At 55.5% G+C, this 26,546-nt stretch carries 18 protein-coding genes; 5 read left to right on the forward strand and 13 right to left on the reverse strand.

The genetic code is table 11. The annotated features are described in order from the left end of the window. Positions 1–5: 5 nt before the first annotated feature. The 3 genes from DKW72_RS13290 to DKW72_RS13300 all read right to left on the reverse strand — a co-directional run bounded on the left by DKW72_RS13290 (position 6) and on the right by DKW72_RS13300 (position 6,468). Positions 6–2,312, reverse strand: coding sequence for a putative bifunctional diguanylate cyclase/phosphodiesterase (locus tag DKW72_RS13290; protein ID WP_198411357.1), 2,307 nt, complete (start codon positions 2,310–2,312; stop codon positions 6–8). A 330-nt stretch (positions 2,313–2,642) separates the two neighbouring features. Further along, entirely contained in the window at positions 2,643–3,434 is a 792-nt protein-coding gene (locus DKW72_RS13295) for a 3-keto-disaccharide hydrolase (RefSeq protein ID WP_111642869.1), read from the reverse strand. Between the two features lie 139 nt (positions 3,435–3,573). Then, complete coding sequence (locus tag DKW72_RS13300; RefSeq protein ID WP_111642870.1) at positions 3,574–6,468, reverse strand: TonB-dependent receptor; 2,895 nt, start codon at positions 6,466–6,468, stop codon at positions 3,574–3,576. Between the two features lie 260 nt (positions 6,469–6,728). On the opposite strand from DKW72_RS13300, the gene DKW72_RS13305 reads away from it, so the two are divergent. Further along, the gene (locus DKW72_RS13305; RefSeq protein WP_198411358.1) at positions 6,729–9,290 is read left to right on the forward strand and encodes a glycosyl hydrolase 115 family protein; all 2,562 of its coding nucleotides are present in this window, start codon (positions 6,729–6,731) and stop codon (positions 9,288–9,290) included. A 99-nt stretch (positions 9,291–9,389) separates the two neighbouring features. Then, positions 9,390–10,817, forward strand: a complete 1,428-nt coding sequence (locus tag DKW72_RS13310; RefSeq protein WP_198411359.1) for a PTS transporter subunit IIC — start codon at positions 9,390–9,392, stop codon at positions 10,815–10,817. On the opposite strand, the gene DKW72_RS13315 is transcribed toward DKW72_RS13310, so the two are convergent. Together DKW72_RS13315 and DKW72_RS13320 are read right to left on the reverse strand one after the other, a co-directional pair. Next, a complete protein-coding gene (locus tag DKW72_RS13315; protein ID WP_111642872.1) occupies positions 10,810–11,361 on the reverse strand; it encodes a DUF1415 domain-containing protein in 552 nt (183 codons plus the stop codon). The two genes, DKW72_RS13310 and DKW72_RS13315, sit on opposite strands and share 8 nt — an antisense overlap. 76 nt (positions 11,362–11,437) lie before the next feature. Beyond that, complete coding sequence (locus DKW72_RS13320; RefSeq protein WP_111642873.1) at positions 11,438–14,350, reverse strand: Ig-like domain-containing protein; 2,913 nt, start codon at positions 14,348–14,350, stop codon at positions 11,438–11,440. Positions 14,351–14,691: 341 nt separating this feature from the next. Here DKW72_RS13320 and DKW72_RS13325 point away from each other — a divergent pair, with 341 nt between their 5' ends. Beyond that, the gene (locus DKW72_RS13325; protein WP_111642874.1) at positions 14,692–16,740 is read left to right on the forward strand and encodes a bifunctional metallophosphatase/5'-nucleotidase; all 2,049 of its coding nucleotides are present in this window, start codon (positions 14,692–14,694) and stop codon (positions 16,738–16,740) included. Positions 16,741–16,786: 46 nt separating this feature from the next. Here the strand turns inward: DKW72_RS13325 and DKW72_RS13330 are convergent, their stop codons facing one another. From DKW72_RS13330 to DKW72_RS16420, 6 genes are all read right to left on the reverse strand, one after another. Beyond that, positions 16,787–17,257 (reverse strand): MOSC domain-containing protein, encoded by a 471-nt coding sequence (locus DKW72_RS13330; protein ID WP_111642875.1) that lies wholly within the window; start codon positions 17,255–17,257, stop codon positions 16,787–16,789. Between the two features lie 53 nt (positions 17,258–17,310). Beyond that, positions 17,311–17,670: a VOC family protein gene (locus DKW72_RS13335; protein WP_111642876.1), complete on the reverse strand. Its 360-nt coding sequence runs from the start codon at positions 17,668–17,670 to the stop codon at positions 17,311–17,313. Between the two features lie 52 nt (positions 17,671–17,722). Continuing rightward, a complete protein-coding gene (locus DKW72_RS13340) occupies positions 17,723–18,556 on the reverse strand; it encodes a CvfB family protein (RefSeq protein WP_111642877.1) in 834 nt (277 codons plus the stop codon). 66 nt (positions 18,557–18,622) lie between these two features. Beyond that, positions 18,623–19,336 carry a YebC/PmpR family DNA-binding transcriptional regulator gene (locus tag DKW72_RS13345; RefSeq protein ID WP_111642878.1) on the reverse strand — a complete coding sequence of 238 codons (714 nt, stop codon included), beginning with the start codon at positions 19,334–19,336 and terminating at the stop codon, positions 18,623–18,625. A gap of 214 nt (positions 19,337–19,550) precedes the next feature. Continuing rightward, positions 19,551–21,548 (reverse strand): hypothetical protein, encoded by a 1,998-nt coding sequence (locus DKW72_RS13350; protein WP_111642879.1) that lies wholly within the window; start codon positions 21,546–21,548, stop codon positions 19,551–19,553. Positions 21,549–22,092: 544 nt separating this feature from the next. Further along, a complete protein-coding gene (locus DKW72_RS16420; RefSeq protein ID WP_157960495.1) occupies positions 22,093–22,308 on the reverse strand; it encodes a hypothetical protein in 216 nt (71 codons plus the stop codon). A 256-nt stretch (positions 22,309–22,564) separates the two neighbouring features. On the opposite strand from DKW72_RS16420, the gene DKW72_RS13360 reads away from it, so the two are divergent. Next, positions 22,565–23,440 carry a coiled-coil domain-containing protein gene (locus tag DKW72_RS13360; protein WP_157960496.1) on the forward strand — a complete coding sequence of 292 codons (876 nt, stop codon included), beginning with the start codon at positions 22,565–22,567 and terminating at the stop codon, positions 23,438–23,440. 73 nt (positions 23,441–23,513) lie between these two features. On the opposite strand, the gene DKW72_RS16425 is transcribed toward DKW72_RS13360, so the two are convergent. After that, positions 23,514–25,160: a hypothetical protein gene (locus tag DKW72_RS16425; protein ID WP_157960497.1), complete on the reverse strand. Its 1,647-nt coding sequence runs from the start codon at positions 25,158–25,160 to the stop codon at positions 23,514–23,516. Positions 25,161–25,515: 355 nt separating this feature from the next. Here DKW72_RS16425 and DKW72_RS13375 point away from each other — a divergent pair, with 355 nt between their 5' ends. After that, a complete protein-coding gene (locus DKW72_RS13375) occupies positions 25,516–25,887 on the forward strand; it encodes a helix-turn-helix domain-containing protein (RefSeq protein WP_111642884.1) in 372 nt (123 codons plus the stop codon). A 267-nt stretch (positions 25,888–26,154) separates the two neighbouring features. Here DKW72_RS13375 and DKW72_RS13380 read toward each other — a convergent pair whose 3' ends face one another. Continuing rightward, a complete protein-coding gene (locus tag DKW72_RS13380) occupies positions 26,155–26,544 on the reverse strand; it encodes an RNA-binding S4 domain-containing protein (RefSeq protein WP_111642994.1) in 390 nt (129 codons plus the stop codon). Between the last annotated feature and the right edge of the window lie 2 nt (positions 26,545–26,546).

The following is a 26,546-nucleotide window of genomic DNA, read 5'->3' on the forward strand; positions in this document are numbered from 1 at the left end:
CGGAGTCAGGACTGCCCTGTGGGTTCGTGAGCTGCTATGCCAAAAGCGCAAAGTAGCTCTTCCATGGGGCAGGGGCGGTGTATGCCATAGCCCTGCACCCATTGAATTCCGAGTTCGGCGATGCCGTCGCGGATTGCATCGGTTTCGACACTCTCCGCCACCGTGCTTTTACCCATAAGCGAGACGATCTCGCCAATGGACTTTACGATGGCGCGATGGATATCGTTGGTGAGGGCGTCACGCACAAACGTCCCATCGATCTTGACGACATCGACCGGCAAGCTCGTCAGATAACCGAATGATGACAGGCCGCTACCGAAGTCGTCCAGTGCGAATGTGCAGCCGCGCTGGTGGAGCATCGTAAAGAAATGCCGGGCATCGGCGAGATTCGAGATGGCGGCTGTTTCAGTAATCTCGAAACACAGTTTGCTGGGGTCAACGGGCGATTGATCCAGTGCCCGACCGAGGAAGGTCAAAAAGTCTTCGCGTCCGATGGACTGCCCGGACAGGTTGATGTGGCACGCACCCAGGTGGGCTAGCGGCTGTGGGTGTCTGGCCAGGGTATCCAGGGTCGCTTGGACCACCCAGCGGTCGATGTCCGCTGCCATGTGGTAGTGCTCCGCAGCGGGAAGGAACTGATTCGGCGGCACCGTATTGCCTTGCGAATCCAGCATCCGCACCAATACCTCACAGCGCGGTTTCTCATGCGCTGACAGCGAACGTATTTCCTGGGCATACAAGACAAAGCGGTCGTTCGCCAAAGCAGTGCGAATCTGTGTCAGGACTTCCATTTCTGTATGACGCGATTGCAGAGCCTGATCGTCCTCTGAATACAGAACCACGCGATTCCTGCCGTAATCCTTGGCCATATAGCAGGCTGTGTCAGCCACTTTCAACAGGCTGGCAGGGTCGAGTGTGGATTCCTTGATAGCGACACAGCCGATGCTCGCGCCAAGCCGCAACAGGGTGTCACCCGACTGGAACACGTATCCTTCGATGACCTCACGCAGCTTTTCTGCCACTTCCACGGCGGCTGTTTCATCGCAATCCCGCAGCACCACACCGAACTCGTCGCCGCCGAGTCGGGCAAGCACGTCGGTCTGACGGAGTTCGCGTCGCAACAGCCGGGTGATTTCCTGCAGGACTTCGTCGCCAGCCAGGTGGCCTGCAGTATCGTTGACTACTTTGAACTGGTCCAGATCAATAAAACAAAAGGCGTGCTGGGCTCCGTTCGCCCGGGCGTGGTGAATGGCAACGGCCAGTTGCTCCTCAAACTCATAACGGTTGATGGTTCCGGTGAGCGCATCGTGACTCGCCTGATAGTGCAGCTTGTGCATCAGGTCGCGGGCTTCGGTGACGTCCTGGACGCCGAGAATCATGTGGTGTCGACCCTTCCAGGCGTCGTCGACACGAGAAAGCGAGAACCGGCACCAAATAGCTGTACCTTCCCGGGTCATGAGTTTGTGTTCCTGTGATCTCGATGCTTCGCGGAGGGTGAGCAGCTGGTGAAAACTGTCACGGTCCTGGTCGGGGTGCAGTAGTTCCGCCAGTGACCCGCCAATCAGATCTTGTCTCGAATATCCCAGAAGTTCGCACAGGGCATGATTGACAGCCACGAGGGTGCCATCTGGCCGCATCTGAGCCATGCCCATCGCGGCCTGCTCAAAGGTATCGCGGAACTGTTGCTCTGAATCGGCGATCCTGACAGTGGCCCATCGAAAGACCAAAGCGATAGCGAGTGCCAGAGCGCCGAATGCGAAGGCGAGCGAGCTTTTGAGCCAGAAGTTGAGAGACCGGGACGCTGTCCCCAGGGAATCGGAGAATGCGCTCTGCATGGGGCGCAGTGTCTGTGCAATCAGGCTGATTTCCTCGCGCAGCTCGCCGAGGGCATCGGTGTCCATGCGACCGGCCTCGATGTGTGCTTCCATTTCCACCAGGATTGCCTGAAGCCGCAGAATATAGGGGTCGGTTTCCCGCCAGTAGGCCACAGAGTCGCGAATATGGGGCGCGTCACGAAAATACCGGAACAGCCACGCCATTCTGACGGAGTCGCCGGGATGATTTCCGGCGTCAATAAAATGCTGAACAGCGGCGTCTTGATCCGGTGGGTGCTGCTCCATTGCGAGCCGTGCCTGGAGGTCGCTCAGAGGCACTTGCAGCGCCTCTCGGGCCTGCATCAACCAGAGGCCTTCGCCGGTGTCGGCGGCGCGATCCAGCCAGTAAACGACCTCCTTCTGGGATTTCGACCATTCGCTTTCGCCCGCGACATAGGCGCGCGCGGCCGACTGGATTTCCAGCGCAAGTGTTACCATCCCGAAACCGGCGAGCGCCAGAAGCAGGATAGCAAAATAGGCTCGACCTGCGGTCGATGGAAGCCGGCGTGGACCCGCCAGCGCAGGGACGTTGGCAGCAGCCCTGTTTTGGGTTAACTGGCGGTTCTTCCCCATTCATATTGTCCGTTATGGGTAAGGGCATTGAGACGGGGAATGTATCGGCACCGAGCCGGGTGCTTCGGCTTGAATCCCCCCTACAACGAATAGCCGCAAGGGGGGATGTTGTCAATGGGGGGGCTCCCCATATCCATAAAACGTTACAATAAAAGCCTTTCTTATAATTAATGGCTTATGTACGCGCCGGGCAGATCACTCCAGGGTCTTGATTTTTATGTTTCTGAACTCAATTCCCTGGCCTTCGCCTTGCAGGGCAATATAGCCTTCGGTCAGAAGCTTGCCGTCGACTTTGATCTCGGGGTCATAGCCGTTCACGACACCGCCCCCGATCTGAGGCTGGGTATACTCCAGGACGACTTCGCCATTTACTTTGTGAATGACCCGTGAACTGCCATAAACGATAAGTTCACCTTTAACCCATTCGTCCCAGGCATGGCCGCCATCGGAAGAATTGATACAGTGTCGGTCATCGATCTTTCCTTCATAGGCGACATCGGTTCCGGGGGAGCACATGTTCCCCGTGGGCCTGGGGTTCCCGTCGCGGTTATCTGACAGGATTTGATACTCTACAGAGATTGGCCAATCCTGATCTTTCAGTATGGTGTGGGGGTCTTGTGAGTGAAACATAACCCCACTGTTGAGGTAGGTGTAGCTCGGGGCGTCCTCGAGCCACTGATCCCTGAAGCGGTATTCAAACTTCAGGTGGTAGGATGAAAAAGGCTCTTTGTAGAAAAGGTGCGCAAACCGGTCTCCAAACTCATCATAGTTGTCGTAGTTGACCTGAATGACGCCGTCGACTACCCGAAACGTATCGCCATAATTATCCCCGACTTCATGGCGGTGCAATTTTACAATCCAGTCATCCAGGTCTTTTCCGTTGAAGAGTGATTTCCACTCTCCATCTTTAGTGCTCCGCTCTGTGTCAGCACATGAGAATAGAAAGACAGAAATGAACAGCAGTACGATGTGGTGGGTGAATCTCATAATAAACTCGCCTTGTCTTCGAGAGGTGGGGGCTTTGCGTTCTTCTGCATGTTGACCGACGGTAGGGTTTGACTGTAATCGCGGCCAAAAAAAAGCTGCCGGCGGGGCCGGCAGCAAAGCAGCATGGAGACAACTGACGTTAAAATGTGGCGCTGATGCCCACGGTGAATGTCCGGCCAATCTCCGTTTCAAAAAGAGGATCCTGGCGTTGACTGTCTATGTACAGGGTGTTTCTTTCGTTGGTCAGGTTCTGAGCTTCCACGATGAGCTTCAGTGAGTCGGTCATATGATAGGACGCCGAGGCATCCACAAAGAACGTGGACTTGTTGCCCAGTACATCACTGTCGTTGCCGCCGGAGGGAACAGAGCGGAGATAGCCCGAGCGGTAACTGCCGGTTGTACGAACACTGAATGCACTGTTCTCATAGTACAGGGTTGTACTCGCGGAATTTTTTGACAAACCAATCAGGTCGTTTGTGGTGGTGAGGGTGGGAACCCCTTCTTCGCTCTGGAGGACATAGTCAATTTTGGAGGTGACGTGCGTGTAATTGGCCAGTACCCCGAAGTCCCGCCACATGTCGGGCAGAAAGGTCAGAGGCAGCTGCAGGTTCAGCTCGACACCGTTGAGACGGCCACCGTCGGTGTTGGTGGAGCGATTGACGGTAAACAGGTCGTCCGGGGACGCTGTGCTTCCCTCCAGTAAGGTCTCGGGCAGGCCCAGTTCAGAGTAGGGCACCAGGCTGGAAATGGACTGGATATAGGTGCTGATGTCCTTCTCAAAGTACGCGACGGATGCCAGCGCGCCTTCATCAAAGTACCATTCCAGTGCGGCGTCGTAAGTGTTGGCGCGAATGGGTTCCAGGAACGGGTTGCCAACCGAGGCGGTGTGGGTAACCGCGTTCATGGAGCCACTGGGCACCAGCAGCCCCAGTTCAGGCCTGGACATCACCTCGGCGACCGAAAACCGCGCCAGCAGCGAGGACGTCAAGTCGACGACGACGTTAGCCGACGGTAACAAGTCGTCATAAGTGCGACTGGCATCCGCGCGTTGGGCGACGGTCGAGTAGGGCGAGTCCTCCGGTGCGGCGGTGGGGACGAAGCCTACACTGTGCTGCCGGGTATCCACATAGCGAACGCCCAGGTCCCCGCGTACCGGAAAGCGCAGGTCGTCAAATGTAAACTCGACCATGGCATAAGCGCTGCTGATTTTTTCATTCACTGCCGGCGATTGGGCGCCGCACTCTGCACCACACAGGGTGAAGTCATCATAGCCTACCGCTTGCTTCCAGCGTTCATGGTCGACACCCAGGTAATCCCCCATGGTGCCATCACCCAGGACATTTCGTACGCCTTGTACGGTGCGCGTAAAGTCACTGATGCTGGTACCTTCGGGAAGCTCAGGCGTACCCCGGAATTCATCGGCGATCGCCAGGGAGTGAGTGCTGTAGTCGCTCTCGCGTTCCTGCAGCCCGAACTTGAAGGTAAACTCATGGGAAAAGTCCCACACCAGGTCCACTTCTGCGGTGGTGTTGACGGTAGTGCGAGTCAGGTTGCGGGTATTGTAGTTGCCCATTTCCGGCCCGCCGTCCTGGCGCGGCTCGTGGTTGAAGTGTGTCGGGTCGTTGACATCGATGCCGTAGCTCATGGCCGGAATGTTACCGCCCCCCCGGAAATCGATGACGTAGTTACTGGTGTTCGGTGAATCCAGGTTGACGGTTAACCGTTCCGGGTTGGCAAATTCCGACTCCGAGCGGCCCAGAAAGGCGTTGACCTCCCAGTCATCGTTGAACCTGTGGGAGATGCTGAGATTGGTTTGCTGAAACGTTGAGGTGAACCGATCGACAAGGCTTTCCGAGCGCAGATTGACACCGTCGAACACCCCGTAAATCAACGAGCCGTTGTCATCGACTTCGAGCTCCCGCACCGACACCATCGGTTGGCCGTGGACGTTGATGTTGCGTGCGAATGACAGGGCGTTGATGTAGTTGTCCCGGCGCACAACGTCGTACCGGGAGTAGAGGTTGTCCAGGGCGACATTGGTGTGTTCAGTGGGCTGCCACTCGAATGTCAGGGTGCCGCCGGTACGTTCGGCGTTCTGCTCCGAGTTCAGGTAACGGGGGATGCGGGGGAAGAATACGCCACCGCCGGGGTTCCCCGACACACCGGTACGCGATTGAATCAGCTCGTAGGCTTCTGTGCTGCCGGTACGGGGGTTGCCGGTGCTGCAGTTCACCGCATTGGTGCCCCTGTCCAGATTGGTTTCCGGGTTTTGCGGCGTATACCCAAGGGGTGAACAGAAACCGCCATTGACGTAGGCGGGCAGAATGTTAACCGCCGAGTAGCCGACTTCGCGGATATTGCGTTCTGAATGGGCCACCGAAGCCAGAACGCCGAAAGTATCGTCAGCGAACTTTTTGGCAATCAGACCGGAAAATCGCGGATCGACCGAATCACCTACTTCGTTGTAGACCCCGCGCAGGGTGCCGGTCAGGGTGAGATCGCCTTCGGTGGACAGGGGTCTGGGTGCTCTCAGGTCGACGGTGGCGCCCAGCGATCCCTCCTCGACATTGGCGCTTGGGGTTTTACGCACCGTCAGTTCCGAGAAAATCTCGGTGGGAAACACGTTGAAGTCAAAGCTGCGCCCGGCGTTGCCGGCGCCGTAGATATCGGAAGAGCCGGTCTGTGAGGTGCCCTCCATACCGTTGATCCTGACGCGGGTGAACTCCGGGCCCAGACCCCGTACGGAAATGTTTTTGCCCTCACCGCCATCACCGCGGGCGAGTGCAACCCCGGGGATGCGCTGCATGGATTCGGCCAGGTTTGAATCGGGGAATTTACCGATGTCTTCGGAGACGATGCTGTCTACGGCGGCGGTACTCTCGCGCTTCTGGTTAAGGGCGGTGTTCAGGGACGCCCTGAAGCCGGTGACTTGAATTTCATCAACCTGGGTCGGCTGAGCGTGAGCGGCGCTGGTGATCGCCAAGGTGGCGATGAGCGCCGACAGCGGTTTATGGTGGAATGCTGAGCGTCTCATAATGTACCCCGTTATTAGAATTCGGTTGCATTAAAGGTTCAGGGGGCGGGTCGGCCCGACGGACAATGTAAGACGGACTAAACTTCATTGTCAATCATTATAAATCATATATCGTCTGTATCATTCATAGGTATGCCTAATTATGACGGGTTTGCAGTGGATTTAGGCGTCAGGCGTTGATTTTTGAAAACAGATGATTGATTATGATTGAAAATTGGCCTTGCCACCAGTCCGGCGTATCATCAAAGGGTATCCATCATATGATCCTACGCATCCTGCTCCTATGCCTTCTGCTTCCGTTGACCGCGCAGGCAGCTGAGATCCAGCCTCTCCCTGAAAATACCAGCGCACAGGCGCGGTCGGCCGCCTTTGCCTTGGTTGCCCGCGATCGTGCCGCACCTCTGGTGGTGGCGGATGATGCGCCCAAGGTTATCCAGATTGCCGTTCGCGATTTCGCTGAGGATGTCGAGCGCGTGACGGGGGTTCGCCCGGCAATTCGCAACCGGGCACCCGAGAACGCCCCGTATGTTCAGGTGGGCATAGACCCCGGTATGGAAGGGCACTGGGAGGCATTCCGGCTTTCCGCCAACCCGCAGGTCGTGTCTGTGGCGGGGGCCGACCCGCGCGGTGTGGTCTACGGCATTTATGAGCTGTCGCGCCGCATCGGCGTCTCGCCCTGGTATTGGTGGGCCGACGTGCCTGTGGTGCGGCGGGAGCAACTCTATCTGACCACCGCCCGGGAACCGGTCGATGCACCGGCTGTGCGCTACCGCGGGATCTTTATCAATGATGAATGCTGGGGCTTGGGCGCCTGGGCCGATAAAACCTTCGACCCGGAGGTCGGAACCCTGGGGCCGAAAGTGTATGAGCGGGTTTTCGAACTGCTGCTGCGACTGCGCGCCAACGCCATCTGGCCCGGTATGCACCCCTGCACAACACCTTTCCATCAGGTGGAAGGCAACAGCGACCTGGTGGACGATTACGCCATCGTGGTCGGCTCAAGTCACGCCGAACCCATGCTGCGCAACAACGTGGGGGAATGGACCGATCCCGGCGATCAATACAACTACCTGACGCATCGCGCCAAGGTTGTGAACTACTGGGAGGCGCGAGTAAAGGAGCGTCGCTCCGGGGAAAGCCTGTGGACCCTGGGTATGCGCGGGATCCATGACAGCGGTATTGTGGGTCCCCAGTCACAAGAGGAGCGCATCGGTGTTCTGGAAGACATCTTCGAAACCCAGCGCCAGCTGTTGGCGAAACACATCGGGGAGGGCGACCCCACCAAAGCGGCGCAAATCTTTGTGCCCTATAAAGAAGTGCTGGAGGACTACAACGCCGGCCTGGAGGTGCCAGAGGATGCGATTATCGTCTGGCCGGACGACAACTTCGGCTATATGCGTCGTTACGCCACGCCGGAGGAGCGCGAGCGGCCCGGTGGCTTGGGCGTCTACTATCACGTTTCTTATCTGGGCTCGCCTTTGTCCTGGCTCTGGTTCGACTCCCAGCCCGTCTCCCTCATCTGGTCGGAAATGACCCGGGCCTACGAGCAGGGCGCGGGTTCCTTCTGGATCAATAATGTGGGTGACATCAAGGCCAACGAACAGACCACGGAATTCTTTCTCGACCTTGCCTGGAACGCAGACCGGACGACCCCGGAAGCACCCATGGCGTTTCTGCATACGATGGCCGCGCGCGATTTTGGCTCCGAGCACGCCGACGCCATTGCCGCGATCTGGAAGCGTCATCAGCACCTGGCTTTCGCGCGCAAGCCGGAACACTTGCAGTGGCACTTGTCGATGCAGCCCTACCGGCCCACCGAACTGAATGAAGCGGAAATTCACCGCCGCCTGGAGAACTACCGGGATTTGGTTGCCGATATGGCTCTGGTCGCGGAAAAGATACCGGAAGCTGCGCAGGATGCCTTCTACCAGCTGGTTGAATACCCCGTCCGGGCGGCGGCGGCCGCAAACGAACGCTACTTTCTGGTGGAGTTGGCGCGCTTAGAATACGCACGTGGTGAAGATGAAGCCAAAGCCACTTATGCCCGGTCCGAGCAGGCGGAGCAACGTATCCAGGCGTTGACGCGGCATTACAACGACACTGTCGCGGGTGGTAAATGGCGGCACATTATGACCGCCCGCGGATTAGACCCCGATATGTGGCTGCGCTTTCAGCCGGAACCCATCCCGCCTCTGGGGGAGCACAATGAGCGGGTGCTCGAAAAGCTCAAATCAGAGTCAGCAACCAGGTCCGGCAGGGGCGAAGTGCCGGCCGATGCCCGGCCGGGTGATTTCTATGAAGTCGGTGGGGTGGTTTCTATCAATGCCGGGCACTTTACCGGTCGCGAGGAGCACGCCGACGGCGGCTGGCGTTCAATCGAAGGCCTGGGCCGCACCGGTTCGGCGGTGACTGTACTGCCGTCCACGTTGGATATCGACCCGGATGCCGCGCCACGACTGAGCTATCGTTTCCATGTGGCGAACGGCGGCAAGGCTCGGATCCATGTCCGCCTGCTGCCGACCCATCCGATCGTGCCTGGCAAGGGTTTACGTTTGGCCGTGGCATTGGATGATGGCGAGCCGCTTCCGGTTGCCGTGACAGAGGGCTTTGATACCACCAGTGATGCGTGGCGGGAGCGGGTACTCGCCAACGCGACCGAGGTCACCCTGGCGCTGCCCGAAGCGTTATCACCTGGCTGGCATACACTGCACCTGGTGGCAGTGGATGCCGGCGTCGTGGTGGACAAGATGGTGATTGACCTTGGAGGGCTTCAGCCGTCCTATGATGGCCCACTGGAGACCCGGGTAGAGGCACGGCCGTAAAAGCGGGAGGGGCACGGCAAAAACATTATATAGTCAAATTGACTAATATTTGCCAAGTCGCTAAAGTGCCCGCTTCTTCTGCTTATCAGGATTCCCTCCGTGGATGCCATCGAACAGTTGCTCAATGCCTTTTTCAGCTTTAAAGCCTATGTGATGTTGCCGGCGATCATCTTTGTGATCGCCTTGGCGGTGCGGCTGCCGTTCAAGAAGGCGGTGTTGAGCACGGTTGAGCTGGCGGTGGGCTTTGCCGGGGTGTTTATCGCCTTCGATTTCTTTGTCGCCAATATCAAACCGGCGGTGGAGCAACTGATGTTGGTTCGGGGGCTCGAATACAATGTCCTCGATGTGGGCTGGCCGCCGCTCGCGGCCATTACCTGGTCATCGCCTTTGGCGGCTTTGTCGATACCGCTGATTCTGTCTTTGAATATTTTCATGTTGGCCGTGGGCTGGACCCGCACGGTCTACATTGATCTGTGGAACTATTGGCATTTTGCGCTGATTGGCGCGTTGGTGATGGCGACCAGTGGCAGCCTGTTGTTGGGGTTGTCCGCCACTATGCTGTTGGCCGTTTATTGCTTCAAAATGACCGAGTGGACCGCGCCGGACGTGGAGCGTGAGCTTGGTCTTAAAGGCGTGTCGGCGTCGCCGGTATCGGTCAACGGCATTGTGCCTTATACCGTGTGCATGAATTGGCTGTTCGACCGCATTCCGGGTTTCAATCGCTTATCTTACAATCCAGAAAAAGCTGCGCTGACTCACGACACCCCTGGTGCGAGCGTCGACGATGAGGGCGCTGACGAATCCGAACCATCCTCTGGCCAATCAATGACCTGGCTTTCTTTTTTCAGTGAGCCCATGGTCATCGGTATACTGATTGGCCTGATGCTGGCATTGGCGGCCGGGTATGACTTGAAGGCGACGCTGGAGTTGGCGGTACACATTGCCGCGGTGATGTTCCTGTTGCCCAAGAGTGCCGGTTTGATCGGCGAGGCCATGATGCCCATTACCCATGCCTTGCGCGCGCAGGTTGAACGCCGCTTTCCCAGCCGAAAAAACCTTGTGGTGGCGCTCGATACCGGCTTTCTGATGAGTCACAAGTCGGTCATCGTCACAGGGTTGATTCTTATGGTGATCGCCGTCGGCATTGCGCTGATTTTGCCAGGTAACCGGGTACTGCCCTTGGGTGATCTGCCCAACCTGATTTCGGTCATGTCGATCTCGGTTCTGATGTTTCGCGGCAACGTATTGCGGGCCGTGCTCGCAGGTATACCAGTAGTGATCACCTTTCTGCTGATCGCCACTCACCTGGCCCCTTTGTATACAGACCTGGCCAATCAGACCAGCGGCTTTGATGCCGCCGGCCTGGGCACCATTACCGCCTTTACCGATGGCGGTCATCAGGTGCGTTACCTGCTGTTTCAACTGTACCAGGGTAACCTCTGGGCAATCGGTGGGGTAGTGGCGTTACTGCTTATGATGTTTGCCACCTGGAAGCGTTGGAAACGCTTATCGAGCGCGTCTACTTGACGAAGCAGGTCGCCAACAACGCTTTCAATTTATCGACGCCCATCTCGTTCATCAAAGCGATATTGCGCTCGGGAATCAAACCGGTGTCCGGGTAGTGGTTGATTGCCTGCTCAAGGCTTGCCTCACGCAATAAGTGCAGCACAGGGTAGGGTGCACGGTTGGTATAATTTTCGGGATCTTCGGGCGCCGTGCCACCGAATTGATAATCCGGATGAAAGGATGCCACCTGAAAGATGCCGTCATAGCCCAGATGTTCCAACAAGATGTCGACTTCATCCAGAAAATTATTGTAGTCATAAAAGTCGGTCAGCACCTGAGGGTGAATCAGCAGGGTCGTTTCGATGCTCGTATCGCTGTCCAGGCGCTGCAACTCACGTTGCAGATCTTCCAGCAATGTCGCGCGGTCGAGTGCTTCGGATACCGAAAAACGCACGCGGCCGTTTACCAGCTCCCGCTTGGCGAAGGGGCAGAGGTTCAGGTCAATGACAACTCGCTCTACCCAGTGGCGAGTACTTTCAATAATCACGTCGTTCTTGTCAGGCATGTTGTTCCACGTTAAATGACTATGTCGTATAAACGCGGCCCGCCACAGGTTCCGAGGCGAGCCGTTGGCTGCGGCGTTAAAAATCAGGATCACAATTCAACGCGGGACCGGCGGTTGCGATTCGGTAAATGCCGTTAAACTGAATATTCAGCTGAGCGGGTACGGGTTCCTCGGGTGGCGTCTGAAGGACGTTGACTCCCCCGTGGATGTGGCCTGCCAGGAAAACTGAACCCGTGGGGCCATTATCAACCGGGCTTCGCTCGGTAATGTCCACCGTCAAGGCGGGCAACTGCCCGTCCGGCCCAAACAGAACGAAAGCATGCCCTCCCACAAAGCCGCTTGAGCGTGTCGTGGTCGTGGTTGGCCCGCTCGATCCAAGGAGGAGTGGGGGATCAAGGTCCAGCATCATCATTGTCGTACTCGCTGCCGAACCCTCGTGACCAAAGAATCGAAGATCGGTATGGGCAGTACTGTCCCGTCCCAGGGACAAGTAGCTAAAGCCGGCACGCGAGACGCTCGCATGGCCGCTTAGCGAGGCGTCAAAGTAGCAACTGCAGTCTCCCACAGTGGCGCGCCCCACGCCGGGACCACCGGCACCCGCTCTGGCCACGATTATCGCATTGTCATTGGCGGCTGTGTAGGCGCCGTTGCCACTGATGCTCCCGGAATCGACCGACCATTCTACCTCGTCTACCGCCTCTCCGGTATCCCGGGACAGGGCACGAAACTGAACTGTTTCGCCTGGCAATATACAGACGCTGGCGGGCTCCACCATCACATCGATAGCATCCGAACTGATGAACATCACTCCCGTGCGCGGGGGTGGATCATTCTCCGGTGCCCTGAGGTTGTGAGTGGGCAGAGAGTTGGATATGGACTCAGTCCGCACTTCGACGACAACGCCCTCGGGAAATTCATCCGGCACATCGTATTCAAAGTTGTGGGTGCCTCTTGGATTCTCATCCACGTAGAAGATGTCGCCCACGGCGGGCTCGGGCTCCAGAATCAGGTCAATAAATGGTTCGTCCTGCGCATGCAGTGCGGAATTATTCACCGTGACGGAGAACGGAATGGTGGTGCCGAGCTCGTCGTCCGAGATGCGAATTCGTTCGGGTGAAAACGTGATCTCAATATGATTGAGATCGACCGTCGATGTGTGGATCGCTCGCGCTGAGGCCAGGGTTTCGTGATTGGTGGAAAAACGAAGCTGGGAAGACTGAATTTCAAATGCGCGGGGAACGCTCAACTGAAACTCGAAGCGATCGTTCGACGTCACCGTCTGGAAAAGAAACGGCTCGCCACCCGAGCCAAACGTATCCGTTTCGACTTCCAGCCATTTCTGCGCCTCCTCCCCCATGAGGTCAATCCCGTTCCAGACAAATACAACTTTTTGCCCCTGAGGGAACTGGTCGATGATGCTTTTGGTGACGTCAGACAGAACGAAGTTGGCCACGTTGCCGGCGGCACCATTCGAATCGGGGTAGATGTCGTTAAAAAACGCCCCAATAGAGCGAGAAGACAGCTCCGCCGTTAAAGAGGATAAGACCTCTCGGGTCACATCCACGCCAATGCTCTCGGCCCGGCCGGTAGCGCTCGCCAGACGAACCTGGGGAATGCTCGCATCTTCATTCAGAATCTGTCCGCCTGCCGGGTTCAGGGTAGTGGTCATATCCGTAATGCAGCAGGGCAGAAACCATTGGGCCACTTCATTCAGGCGGGAGAACCCGGTAATTGCGTTGCCAACGAGTCCCAGTGTTTTGGCACGAGCGGTGTTGGTGACTGCTGCCCCGCTACCGGCGGTACTGACACCGGCGGCAACGGTGGCAACCAGGCCAAGCCCCTTTACATAGCTGCCAACAGTGTCGTCGAACAGCTCGGCGCTTTGCTGGCGATGGCGAAAATCTCTGTGTAAAGCCAACAAGGGCGCCAGTGCTTCCGCGTTGGGGAGCGTTGGAACACCCGTTGCCTCGCGCGCCGACAAATCTTGGGTTGTTACAGTGCCTGACGGGTGAGCCCGCTGAAACTGACGGCTATCCTGCCACTCAATACTGTTGGTCATGACGATGTCGAGCTCGGCGGCATGGTTCAGGGGCGAGTCACCACTGGCCAGGATCTCCGTCTGTTCTCTGATGGCCGCAGGCAGATCGTCTGTTGCCAGAATGCGCTCGAGCAAGGCCAGAACCTCCGGCTCAAGCCCTTCTTCAAGTTGGCGCGCGATGGAGCTCTCATTTTCCATATCCATGACGCCGTGCCAGGTCAGCATGATCGGCAGCAAATACTCCGGCATCTGGTTCAGGCCACTATTGCGCCATTGCTCCCATTCATCGGGGTAGGTTCGTCCGAGCGTCTCGGTGGCGACCCGCAGCAGATTGTCAATTTCATCGACAAGTTCGTGGAATGCATTCTGTCTCGGTGCCGGTAAGGGATTCAGGTTCAACTGTATCGCCGCACTTCGGCTCAGGCCGTCGGTGATCACGACCACCAGTGATGAGCCCTCGTCTTCGTCAATCAGGGGCGTGGGCAGGTAGATGCCTGTGTCGCTTTCCTCATCCGAGAAATCCTTCTTGAGACTGAAGGCTGGCAGAAAGCCGTGGTCGGCGTAGTCTGCGGGTGCCAATGCGGAGATCACATAATACTCGGCATGGATGCTATCCGGGTCCACGTCGTCGGGGAGCCCCAGAAGTTCGACCCGATACAGGGAGCGAACCGTGTCGGACGCCACGGTGACCTCCGACAGATCGGCGCCCTCGGGATGAGTCTCCGGGGGCGACCCCACCACAGGGGCGTCAGAATCGTTATCGCTACTGGAACTGCTGCTTTGGCTGGAGGCGGCGCCCCCATTGCCGTTCCCGTTCGTAGCGCCACCGCCATTTGAGTCGCCACTGCCACCGCCACAGCCGGCGAGGACAGCGAGAATGGCACAAGTGGCCAATGCCTTCAGGGTGCGGGTATGATGCCCGCTGAGAACGCTTGCGCTAAATGGTTTCATTTGATGCCCACCTTGGTGTGAGTACGTGACCGTAGCTCTTCGCGCGCGGTAGGGCGTGCGACTGCAAGGGCTCGTCAACGTGCGTGACGAGATTGACTTCTGCGACTGAAGCAGAATGTTGACAGGCCATTTCAAGGTGGTGCGGATGAAGAGAGGTGAAGAAGGAGCCAAGGGGAAACAGCCGTTTATAGAAGATAGCACAATTTTAGCGACAGAGGCGTCCGACGTCAGATCAGCGATGCTCACTTCCTAAAGCCAAACTGTCAGGAAGTATTCATCACCAGGTCACACAACGATCCCAAGATATCCCTCTCTGGATTCCCGCAAAAAGAGGACAACCCATGCACACTGTACTGTACCGCAGCGCCTTGATTTTGTGCGCCCTGGCCCTCTCGGCCTGTGGCAGCTCAAGTTCTGACGACCCGACACCCGAAGAACCCGGCTCAACCTTTACCCTGCAACTGCTGCATTTTGCCGATGTCGACGGCGGCGGCACAGCGGCCATGTTCAATGTGGACCATTTTTCGGCGCTGGTGGAACACTTCCGCAGTGATATGCCTGACAATACTCTACTGGTCAGCGCTGGCGACAACTATATTCCCGGTCCGATCTTTCAGGCCAGCGCTGATGAGCGCATGAATGCTGTCGTTGGCGTTGCCGGAGAAGGGCGCGGCGAGACTCAGATTCAAAACCGGATGGGCCTACAGGTCTCAGTCGTGGGTAATCACGATCTGGATACCGGCCCGGCCGGCTTTGCCGGCATTATCAAACCCGACGGCGACTACCCTGGCGCGCTCTATCCCTATTTGGCCGCCAATATCGATTTCAGCACTGACAGTGCTACCGCTGACATCTTGGTCGATGGCGGACAAGAGGCCGGTAGCATTCCCGGCAAGGTCGCGCCCTCGACGGTCATCACCGTTAACGGCGAGCGCATTGGTCTGGTGGGGGCGGTAACCCCGACGTTGCCGTCAATCACTTCGGTGGGCAACCTTACGATCTTGCCACAGGACTTTGCCATCAACAGCGAAAGCAGTCTGGATGATCTGGCGGCCGTGATTCAGGCGGAAGTCGATCTATTGCTTGAGGACGACATCAACAAAATCATTCTCCTCTCGCATATGCAGGTGCTCAGCGTAGAGCGGGGCCTGGCGACGCGCCTGGAAGGCGTGGACATTATTGTGGGTGGTGGCTCCAACACCATTCTGGCAAACAATGGCGACGTTCTGCGCGAGGGCGACAGCGCGAGCGATGACTATCCGCTGATCTTCACCAGCCCAACGAATGAACCCGTGCTGTTGGTAAACACCGACGCCGATTACAAGTATCTGGGCCGATTGCTGATTGAGTTCGATGCCGACGGTGTGATCATCACCGACAGCATCGACAACAGTGAAAGCGGGGCCTGGGCCAGCATCGAGAGCGTGGTCGACCCTCTTGAGACTGCCCCCATTGCCGGGGTGACCGAAGTCGCCGGTGTGATCCGTGAAATCTTGGGCGAGCTGGACGGCAATGCCTATGGTGTCACCGAGGTATTCCTGGACGGTCGTAGAGAGTTTGTTCGCAGCCGTGAAACCAACCTTGGCAACCTGTCGGCTGACGCCAACCTCTGGTATGCCGCGCAAATGACCCCTGACAACCCACCCTTGGTGTCGGTTAAAAACGGTGGCGGTATTCGCGCCCCCATCGGCCGCATTGTCAGCCCGGCCGGTTCTACCTCCGCCGAAGACATTCTGCTGCTACCGCCGGCCGCCAATGATTTCGGCAAACCTGAAGGTGGCATTTCCCAGCTGGATATTCAAACGGCCTTCGCCTTCAATAACGGCTTGGCTCTGGTGAGCATGACGGCGGCTGAACTGCACGACCTGACCGAAGAGATGATCAAGGGTAATTTCACCCACACTGCAGGTCTGCGCTTGAACTTCGATCCTACAGCTACCGCCCGCTCTGATGGTGATACCAACCTCGGGCTGCTCACCGATGGTCAGAGGGTCATCGATCTGGACGTGCTGGTCGACCCGAGCGCTACAGATGAGTCCGCACGCTGGGATCGCATTGTGGAGGACGGTGAGGTTATCGGCGACCCCAACCGCCGCTTCCGCGTTGTGGCCCTGGATTTTCTCGCCAACTGTGCCGCGCCAGAAGATTCACCCTTCGCGACTGCCAACTGCGGCAGCGCCTGGCCCTTCAAAGGCTTGGCCAATGCTGAACATAAATCCTTGTTGGAAGAGGATGTGGCCGCTAACGATCCTGGCCTTGCAAGCTTCTCCAGCACCGGTGGTGAGCAGGATGCCCTGGCCGAATACCTGCTGGAGTTTCACGCCGATAGCGAGAGCGCTTACAACGTGCCCTACGACGTCAATGAGCGTCTGATACCGGCGACTCAATAAAAGATAAAGAAAACGGCTTTATTGTGTGACCCCGGCTTGCCGGGGTTTACCTTTGATCCAAGCTGACAGTATCGCCCACTTTGAGCGTGCCGCTTGTGAGCACTGCCGCGCGCAAGCCGGCGCGATTCATCATATCCGGAAGTACAGCCTTATGCACCGTTTTCGCCAGGTGCGTGCAAGGCTCGCAAGTCTCTATACCTTCAAACACTACTCCTGCGATGGAAAACTGCTTGCCGACAAGCGCGTTCAAATCGATATCAATGGTAATCACGTTTCTGCGAAGATCGCCATAGTCAAGATCACTCCCTTGGATGCGATTGAACCGATCAACCTCTTCCGCCGCGATAAAGGTGATCTCACTCTTTCGATCTCCCGCGAGCTTCTCCGAGAAGGTGCCTTCCCCCGCAAAGTAGCGGTCGCCCACAATCCCTTTTCCTGCGATGACCTCAGCCAGATCACGCAACTCGGGCTTGTCACCTTTACAGGCTGTATATATTCCAATCACTCGTCCGGGCATGATGTCTCCTTATTATGTCGTGAAAATCAGTCGGTGCGGCCAGTAATTCCTACCTATGCATCAACATCAGACCAGACCGCAAACTCATTTCCGGTGGGATCTGAGAAGTGAAACCTGCGGCCGCCCGGGAAGGAGAAAATGTCCTGGATCACGGTTCCCCCGGCCGATTTGACACTTTCTACCGTGGCTTCCAGTTTCGCGCTGTAAAGGACAACCAGCACGCTTCCATTATCGGTGGAGGCCACTTTGTCAGATTTGAAAAAGCCACCATCGATACCGGCATTCTCTATGGCGACATAGTCGGGGCCGTAGTCGACAAAAGACCACTCAAATGCCGCACTGAAAAATGCTTTCGTCGCTTCAATATCCCGCGAGGGCATCTCGATGTAATTGATCTTTCCGGTTTCTTTCATGGCGTTCCCCTGTGTTCCTGGCTTTCCGTAGCGGTGGTGGTCCTGCCAGATGTCACGATAGCGTGATTCGGTCCTTCTCGATAGTAATCTTGCGCTGCTTGTAAAGCCGTCCCAGCGCACTCTTGTAATTGCCTTTGCTGACATTGAATTCCCGGTAGATATCCTCAGGCTTACTCTTGTCGGTGAGTTTACTGACACCGCTATTGGCTTCAAGGTAGGCGAGGATTTTCTCTTCCAGGGTGTCCTGTGCTTTCCGGTTACCGGCGGGGAGTTGCAGGCTCAGATCAATCTTTCCGTCCTGGCGAATGGCTTTGATGTAGCCGGTAGTCTGGTCGCCGTAGCGAAGGGCTTTGAACGCAAAGTCGCGGAATATCAGGCCGAGGTGGGTATGGTTGATCACCGCCTTGTAGCCCATCTCGGTGCGGCCCCATATCAGCAGGTCAACTTTCTGATTCTGGGTAAACCCGGTACCATTTTCGTCCAGGTGCAGGCTCAGTTTGCTGGAGGCGCTGATGCGCTCGGTGTTGTCGACGAAAACGGTCACCACGTAAGACCGGCCCTCTTCCATGGGCTTGTGCTGTTCGTTGTAAGGCACCAACAGATCCTTAGGCAGGCCCCAGTCGAGAAAGGCACCGACCTTGTTGACTTCTTTTACTTTGAGCAGTGCGCACTCACCAACCTGCGCCTTGGGTTTCAGGGTGGTGGCGATAATGTCATCGTCGGAGTCGAAGTAAATGAAGACGTCGAGCTGATCCCCTATAGCGGTGCCCTCGGGCACGTAGCGGCGCGGCAGTAAAATATTGCCGTAGTCGCCGCCGTCCAGAAACACGCCGAAATCGACCTGCTTGATGACCTTCAGGTTGTTGGTTCTACCAATGTGAATCATGACTTCGCGGTTTCTCTCGTGGGCGGCGGCGCGGAAAACGTTATGGGTGCGATAGAGCCAAGCCGATCACTGGACATTGTGATAGACGTTTTGCACATCGTCCAGGTCTTCCAGCAGGGCCACCAACTTTTCAAAGGTGGCAGCATCATCGTCGCTCAACTCGGTCATGGTTTGCGCGACAAACTGAATTTCATCTACATCAAAATCCAGGCCGTCAAAGGCTTCGGTAAGTGCATCCCGTGCCTTGGCATACTCGGTGTGAGGGGTAAACACGGTGACCGTGCCGTCTTCACATTCAATATCGGTCACATCCACATCGGCCATGATCAAGGCTTCAAGCACAGCTTCTTCGTCATCGCCGGAAAAGCGAAAAATGGCGCTGTGATCAAACATATGGCTCACCGTGCCCGATGTGCCCAATTTGCTCTTGGTCTTATTAAAGCAGGTGCGCACATCGCCAATGGTGCGGTTGGGGTTGTCCGTCAAACAATCCACAATCAGCATACTGCTGCCGGGACCAAAACCTTCGTAGCGGGCGGCGGAAAAGTCTTCTCCGGCGCCACCTGTGACCTTATCCAGCGCCTTTTCAATCACATGATTCGGCACCTGGTCTTTCTTGGCCCGGTCAATCAGGCTGCGCAGGGACAAGTTGCCCGCAGGATCGACGCCGCCGGATTTGGCGCATACGTAGATCTCGCGGCCATATTTACTGTAGACCTTGGTCTTAACCGCGGCTGTCTTGGCCATGGAGTCTTTGCGGTTCTGGAAAGCTCTGCCCATCAGTGCCTCTCACTTATCGAAAAGCACTGATTCTACCGCTATTACGGCCCGTTGGGAATGCCACAGGCCGCACCGGTATGACCCTCATTAGGGCATTATTATCGCTGATCGACAGAGAGCTGGAGCGACGCGGCCGAAAGGTTGCTGTGACCCGTCAAACCTATAGGTCTGACGGGTTGCACTCACCAGCCTGTAGAGGAATCAGTTGTCATCCCTAATCATCATCAATACAACCGGTGACTTCTTCGGAAAAGTCGCTTGCATCATGAGTTTCAGTGACATCATCAATAGTGATAGTGACGCTCTGTCCGGAAAAAGACACCGCCGCTGGGGCTCCGTCAGTGGTCATCTGTAAGCTGCCACTCGAGGGCAGATTATCGTCGCCACTGTAGCTCAGCGCATCGTTGACCACGACGTCAAAGCTGCCGTTTGCGGCGCAGGTCCAATCGACAAAGCCTTCCTCCTCGTCGTCACGCTCAGCGGAAACCGCCAGGGCGAGGTTGCCGGTGAGCAATCGGCGTGCATCGTCGAGGGTAATTGCGTAGCCGTTCGCGCCGTCTGCGCCGGACATGGTGATACTCGTGTCCTTGCGTAGGCGCTCGCCAGTCCAGGCTTTCATATCCAAGCCAAACGAACCGCTCTCCTCCCCGTTGTTATGCACAACATCAACATAGAGCTCGCCTCTATCCCGAAAACGCTGGCTCTCGTCACCGCTAATTTCTTCGCCGGCAAAGCTGAAGCGGTTACTGCTATCCAAACCCTGCTGGAAGCCCCAGATTGCCGGTAGCCCTTGATCAAGGACCGGGAGGCCGTGATCAAAATCGTGTTGTTCATCGTTGTCAAGAACAAGCGCTATCGAGCCGTTAAACTGTTCCTGAAAATCGCCGTGGTAAACCAGGGTGCAATCGTTAAAGTCCATCGATGCCCGGTGATAAGACGTATCCTCGATACCCAAAAGATCATCGCTAATCTCTTCTTCGATATGAATGGAGTAGACGCCGCCTGCCGGGCAGCCGCCCTCGCTCGGGTTCTGTTCGTTCGGAACCAGGTCGCCGACGACAACTGTCAGATCTTCTACAGTATACTGAATGCTCACTTCCAGAGCTTGCAGTGCCGAGTTAATCAGGTGCAGGCGTTTCATGACGCTGTCATGAGCGAGCTCGCTGGGGGGAGGGCTGCTGCTTCCGCGGCTCTGAATACTTATAACTTCAGTGAACGTAGTACCTTCAACGGCCTTTATGTATGTTAACTCGTTTGTTTGGCGATCGAACTCGAATGTTGATGTGAACTCTCTTAAATCCTCGTCAACGCCTTCAAGGGTTTTGTTCAAGTCGTCCCACGTGCAAACTGGATATGAGGCGCAGTTAAAGGGAATGTCAAACTCACTTTCGAGCTCGGTCATAGTGAGAGTAAAAGTTTCGCTCGACCCCGTTGTGCATTCCGGAGTTTGCCAGCTGTCTGCGCCTGTTAAGGTCATTGATTCGTCTGTAAAAGTGTAATTCCATCCCAGCGGGGCATCGGGACAGCTTGAAAAAACGATATGGCCGTTGGCAACTTTTTCGGTCAAGTCTATGGAGAAGTTGCTGTTGAGCGTTCTTTCAAAATGCTGTATTGCCGCTTCAGTGCTAATCAATGATTCGACCGGGGAATCTTGACCCGCGTTCACGATCAAGTTCATAACCGCCGAGGAATCCGCAAAGTCTTCTGTACTCAAGCTGAAATCTACCTGAGTGGCGCTCGTTCTCGCCACGTCAGTGATCTCAATGCCATTCTCGGGGTCTCCGTCCCGATCGAGGGTTTGCAGCAAGCGAATAATGTTTACAACAACGGGGTCATTTATATCTTGCGTATTTGCAAGATCCAGCGGTGTTATCACGCTGGCCGCCGGTGCTTCGGGAAATTCGAGGTCGCCGATGAAAAATATCACGGATTCACCGGGCAGGTATTCGTACTCTCCGAGTGAGTTGGTGTCGCCGCTCTGGGTTTCTGTTCTATAGCCGACATTGATTACCGGGCTATCAATAAATATGCCAATTTCGGGCTCGGGATCGCCAGGAGAGCTGCTGCTGGATGAGCTGTCGCTGCTATCACCGCTGCCAGAGCCATCGCCACCGCTGTCGTCGTCACTGCTACTGCCGCCACAGGCCGTGAAAAGTGTGCCGGCAAGCATCAGTAACATAAGTAGCCAGGGCTTGGAGATCACATTATTCATGGTGTTTCCTCGTATCTGGGAAGGTCTGGGGACGCTGAGATTTATGGTTGCCTATACCCTAGGATTCGCAAATGAAGGAGGCCTGCCTGAGGGTAGGGAAGAGCTCTCTGGCTGGCCATACCTCAAATGCGGTAAAAACGCTCTGATTGAGGAATGAGTGCACGTGCTATAATTCTCTGGATATGAAGCGGTGTATGCTGCTGAGGTTTTTTACTCTTTCGGACGAGTTTGCAACCTTGTTATGCTCTTGAGCGCAGGAGTCCAGCAACTTCTTAGAATAGTATGTAAGGTGGCGCTGACCGCTTGTGTGCGCAAGATGGTGACGATTCTTAATGCCATGGTTCGTGATGATCGCCTATGGAAAGAGGCTAAAGTTTTTAGCTTGCAGGGATTAACCTGGAATCTTTACCGCCTTGTCAGTCATGTTCCCGGCCAGCCAACTCCTGACCAATGGGGCACCGGTGAAGAGACTCAACCAGCGCTCTGCCACCTCCTCAGCAGTCCAATTCAGGGCCTTATCAATATCGATCCTCAGCACCAGATGCTAGTGTTTGGGTATCACCGCATAGGCGCAGATATCAATGGCGAAGGCGTCACCCAGCTCCGCCAGACGATCCACCACCCAGCCCTTACTGTACTCGTAGGGTCGACCACTGAACTGATCCTCTCCGCACAGGAAGGCACGCCGTACACAGCAGCTGATGCAGTGGTAGTTCGGCGTCGACTCAAGAGAAACCTGCTGGCTGAGAGGTAATGGCATGGCGAGCGGTTCTTGTCGATCAAACCTGATGGCAGCACACCTGTTTTTGGAGAGCCGGGGAATCAACGACGTCGAAAAATCGTATCAGTTATTTACCAATGCGTGGTTGTCTCCAACCTCACGCTATGCTAACGTCGAGATTGGTTGGCTAAAATTTTTGGTTAAGCTGTGACGTTGTAGACGATCCGTTAATAACCGCCAACGCTGGCAAACCCCGAACGGCTCAACTCCGCGCCCCGATCAGGTATGCCTCTCTGTGGCTAATTACGCTGGCTATACATTATTACTTTTTATAGGGAGCAAGGGAGATAAGCTAGTGAATTTCAATAAAGTTCTTGTAGCGGCAACCGTTCTTCTTCTCACCCCAAGCCTGCTATTTGCACAGAGTCTCGAGGATTATGAAACTGAAATAGAGGCAGCGAATTCTCGAATAGAGGCAGCGAACTCTCAGTTGCGAGACTTGCAACGTCAGTTGCGAAATATTGACGGAAGGATGGAGAGTTTACAATCAGATTTGTCTCGCTTGCGAGATGCGGCCCGCGGTAGAGATTTTGAAGAGTCGGCAAATTATTGGCACTCACGCCATCAGCGATGCCAACGTGTAAGCTTTGCACGGCGTGAAGAATGCCGGCAGGACATACAGCGCGACCAAGCACGAGAAAGTCGTGATCAAGAACGCGCGGAGAGAAATTCAAATAGAGTAGCTGAGCAACTCGATGAGCTATATCAGCAACGACAACGCTATCGGGATAGAGTCGCCGAATCTGAAATGCAACTTGTTAGTTTGCAAAACTTTCGTGATAACGCGCTCCAAGCTCGTGATAACGCCAAGATCGAAGCACAACAACGCGCTCCTGCTATCGAAAGTAGAATCCAGGAGATTGGAAGCGAACTTGACCGTATGAACCCCATTGCAGGCGATGAAGCTAGCCGGGCGCGCATGGAATTACTGGTGGAGCGCGCTGAGTTACGTGTCACCCGAATGGGGTGGGACAGGACAGGTGAGCAGAAACGAACTGATAGTCAAAAAGCTGCGCAAGATTACGGGGATGCGGCTGAATTGGCTGGCGACCTTGGGGATCTAGATGCAATGTTCCGCTTTTTAGAAATTCAGGTTGAGCTGAAACAGTGAGGGGTTACTTGTGCTTCGCCCGTGTGGGCGGTGCACTTAAGTTCTTAAATTAACAGATACTTTACCCCTCTCATCAATGTTTTGGAAAGTGTTCTCTTGTAGGCGGCTTCACGTCGACGGGGCGATAATCGTCAAGCTCCCGGATCAAGGCGCGCGCCTCTTCGGCGCCCTCGAAGACGTGCACCTTGAATCGCGATACAGTTCTCCAATCGTCTCGCTCGATCACGTGTCCTCCAAACTCTTCCCTGGCCCAAGATTCAAGGAGTGGGAGCTCCAGGCCTTGAGTCGTTTCACTAAACGCCACGTCATCGGGCACCCAAACCCGGAGCATTTCGGATCGGACCCAACCACGGCGGAGTTCGGTGTTCCGCCGATCGTCTAACTCCGCACGCCGCCGCTGTTCCTCGGCCCGCCGCTCATTCGATCGCTGCTGCGCACGCCGCCGCTGCTCTTCAGTTGAACTACTAGTACCAAAGACAATCCCTGCGCTTCTAAGTGGCGTTTCTACCCTGCTTGATCCCGTTGCCACGATCCAGATCATTCTTCCCGACCCCAGGCCCATCACTACATCTTGCAGGTTAGTAATTTGAGACCTGATCGGGTCATTGGCTTGTAACCCTGCAACATCTGCAAGTTCAGATAGCTGTTGGATACGCGTCTTAAGAGCTTCTCGCCAATCGGGAGCTTGGTCACTAGGTGTGTTGGAGATGACCGCCTGTACCATATTCCCCACTTGCCTGACATCTGATGACAATCGATTGCGGTCAGCTCCAGCACCTAATGAATCCAGGTGATCTATAAGTTCAGGGCTGACGTCGCTTCCAAGCCTTTGAAGCGCACTTTTTACGGTTTGGACCTGCTCTCTGTAGGCCCTCGAATCCCGTGGCTGATCGGAGCGTTCCAGTGCGGAAACCATTGCAAGCGCCTGACTGTCGCGTGGACGCGAATAATAATGTTCCAATGCTTCCGGTGTGACTCTGCGGATTTCTCTTATGACCGGCCAGAGATCCATCTTTACGTCCCACAGACCACGTGGTCTAAGGACATTTTCTTTACCCCGGTGCTCGATATAAACTTCTCTTGCCTCTTCGCCACTTAACCAGGCCTGTTCGGGAATATCGCTTGTATAATAGTCATTCGTCCAAGGTGCTAAAAACATTTTGTCCCATGTTGGGCTACCCGGAACGTCCCAGCCCCATTCTCCGTGAGCACCGGTAATACCTGGGTTCTGGCGAGATATAATATACCTGCCAATATTTGCTGAAAATCGAAATGATGTGACTCTAATTTTTTCATACACTTCACTCGGAACAGTAACAGTATACAGGTGACTATCCTGGCCATTTCGATGGGCTTCTATGCTTCTTGAATCTGTTGGGCTAAGAATCTCTAATACTCTTCTATCATCTCTATACACATAAATTCCATTCGGCAATTTATACTTAGCTACGAAACTCCATACAGGCTCGCCAAGTAGAGTCCATGTATTATATGAAATCTCGAACTCGGGGCTATCCGAAATTTCAAAACCGATATAATTGCCGCTACCTTCAGCATAATTCGCACGAAGCTGTACATTGCCGCTATGACCAATTGCTTTCCCGAAAGACATATCGCCTTGAATAGTCCCGCTATCTTGAGCGTGAAGATCTTGTAATCCACTAAACAGAAGAAGTATGGATAGCAATAGAACTTTTATACCGGTTTGTGATAGGTCCATCGTTGGTCTCACTGATACTTCAATTGGAGTTTCGAGATAGCGCGACATCCCATAAAATTCGCAAAGATCAGACGCATATTAGTCCGCTATGTATGCAGTCTAAAGACATTCGTTTTGCCTGATTTACTGTTTGTGTCAAGGTTTTCGAGCTGTTGGTTGGTTGCAAGCCGGGTGCGTTGAATCGTATTGTGATCTCGTTCAACTTCTCTGCGGCAATCCAGTTATTTTTTGCATACGATCTTCAGGGCAGATTGAGCCGTGGCGACGCCGTCGGGCTCTCCCACTCTGTCAGCCTAGTTGTCCAGCTGGCGGTTTCGCCTAAACCCAATCCAGAGTGGGCAGTATGAGAGTAAACATGCCACGTTATCCCGAAGAGCGCAAGGTGGCGGTTCTGAGCAAGCTGCCTCCGCCGACCAACCGGACCGTCGTCTCGGTTTCGTCCGAAGAAGGCATTTCCGAGGGGACCCTGTACAATTGGCTCGAACTCTGCAGAAATCGAGGTATGCTCGTGCCGGGTCACCGCAGAACCGGAGATGACTGGTCTCCCGACGCCAAATTGGCTGTAGTGATTGAAACAGCCCCGGTGTCCGAGATCGAGCTGCCCACCTACTGCCGAGAGAAAGGCCTGCATGTGGAGCGGGTCCAGAAGCAGCACAAACACAGCCAGGAAAGGATCAAGCAGCTCTTAGCCTTGCACGGGAGCGACCAGGACAACGAGAATAGCTGACCTTCCTGGAACACCGTACAAGGCTGTTGCAGTACTTTGACGAAGCGGGGCGTCGCGCTACAAAGCCGCCCGGCTCATGGGTTTGAATTTGCGCACGCTTCAGCGCTGGCGTGCACAGCGGAGCTCGTCGATAGAAGAGAACTCTATCTCCTCTACGTCCAGAGGCAAGTAAATAAAATCTCTTTTCATCTTCCGACACAAACTTACTCTTCAAATATAGCAATATTATTAGAAGGACATTTTCCGTTGTTGGATGTAATACGGAAATCACTCCATCCCCTGCCGCTTAAACCGATGAATCAGACGCCGGTCTTTTTTGTTCGGCTTATGGTCGCTGATAATCTGCGCGCCCAATCCACCGGCCTTACGCTCGGCGGCGCGCTTTTCGCGCTCGGCGATGCTGGCTTCGGTTTCCTGGTACAGCAGGGCGGCTTCCGGGGCGCCTCGGCGTCGGTCGGAGAGGGCGGTGACTTCCACGATTCGGTCGTCAAAGCCTTGGCGAATTTTCAGGGTCAGGCCGACGGTGATTTCGCGGCTGGCTTTGACTTTCTGGCCGTCGCAGTGGACTTTGCCGCCTTCCAGCGCCTGTTTCGCCAGGCTGCGGGTTTTGTAAAAGCGGGCGGCCCACAACCATTTGTCGATGCGGACTTTGTTCAGTG

It is taken from the genome of Marinimicrobium alkaliphilum, from assembly GCF_003259155.1.
Taxonomy (GTDB): Bacteria; Pseudomonadota; Gammaproteobacteria; order Pseudomonadales; family Cellvibrionaceae; genus Marinimicrobium_A; species Marinimicrobium_A alkaliphilum.

What these genes read in the sequence shown, in the direction of transcription:
- DKW72_RS13290 (WP_198411357.1), bottom strand. Translation starts at nt 2,312, where the DNA reads ATGGTAACACTTGCGCTGGAAATCCAGTCGGCCGCGCGCGCCTATGTC.
- DKW72_RS13295 (WP_111642869.1), bottom strand. Translation starts at nt 3,434, where the DNA reads ATGAGATTCACCCACCACATCGTACTGCTGTTCATTTCTGTCTTTCTA.
- DKW72_RS13300 (WP_111642870.1), bottom strand. Translation starts at nt 6,468, where the DNA reads ATGAGACGCTCAGCATTCCACCATAAACCGCTGTCGGCGCTCATCGCC.
- DKW72_RS13305 (WP_198411358.1), top strand. Translation starts at nt 6,729, where the DNA reads ATGATCCTACGCATCCTGCTCCTATGCCTTCTGCTTCCGTTGACCGCG.
- DKW72_RS13315 (WP_111642872.1), bottom strand. Translation starts at nt 11,361, where the DNA reads ATGCCTGACAAGAACGACGTGATTATTGAAAGTACTCGCCACTGGGTA.
- DKW72_RS13320 (WP_111642873.1), bottom strand. Translation starts at nt 14,350, where the DNA reads ATGAAACCATTTAGCGCAAGCGTTCTCAGCGGGCATCATACCCGCACC.
- DKW72_RS13325 (WP_111642874.1), top strand. Translation starts at nt 14,692, where the DNA reads ATGCACACTGTACTGTACCGCAGCGCCTTGATTTTGTGCGCCCTGGCC.
- DKW72_RS13330 (WP_111642875.1), bottom strand. Translation starts at nt 17,257, where the DNA reads ATGCCCGGACGAGTGATTGGAATATATACAGCCTGTAAAGGTGACAAG.
- DKW72_RS13335 (WP_111642876.1), bottom strand. Translation starts at nt 17,670, where the DNA reads ATGAAAGAAACCGGAAAGATCAATTACATCGAGATGCCCTCGCGGGAT.
- DKW72_RS13340 (WP_111642877.1), bottom strand. Translation starts at nt 18,556, where the DNA reads ATGATTCACATTGGTAGAACCAACAACCTGAAGGTCATCAAGCAGGTC.
- DKW72_RS13345 (WP_111642878.1), bottom strand. Translation starts at nt 19,336, where the DNA reads ATGGGCAGAGCTTTCCAGAACCGCAAAGACTCCATGGCCAAGACAGCC.
- DKW72_RS13350 (WP_111642879.1), bottom strand. Translation starts at nt 21,548, where the DNA reads ATGAATAATGTGATCTCCAAGCCCTGGCTACTTATGTTACTGATGCTT.
- DKW72_RS16420 (WP_157960495.1), bottom strand. Translation starts at nt 22,308, where the DNA reads ATGCCATTACCTCTCAGCCAGCAGGTTTCTCTTGAGTCGACGCCGAAC.
- DKW72_RS16425 (WP_157960497.1), bottom strand. Translation starts at nt 25,160, where the DNA reads ATGGACCTATCACAAACCGGTATAAAAGTTCTATTGCTATCCATACTT.
- DKW72_RS13375 (WP_111642884.1), top strand. Translation starts at nt 25,516, where the DNA reads ATGCCACGTTATCCCGAAGAGCGCAAGGTGGCGGTTCTGAGCAAGCTG.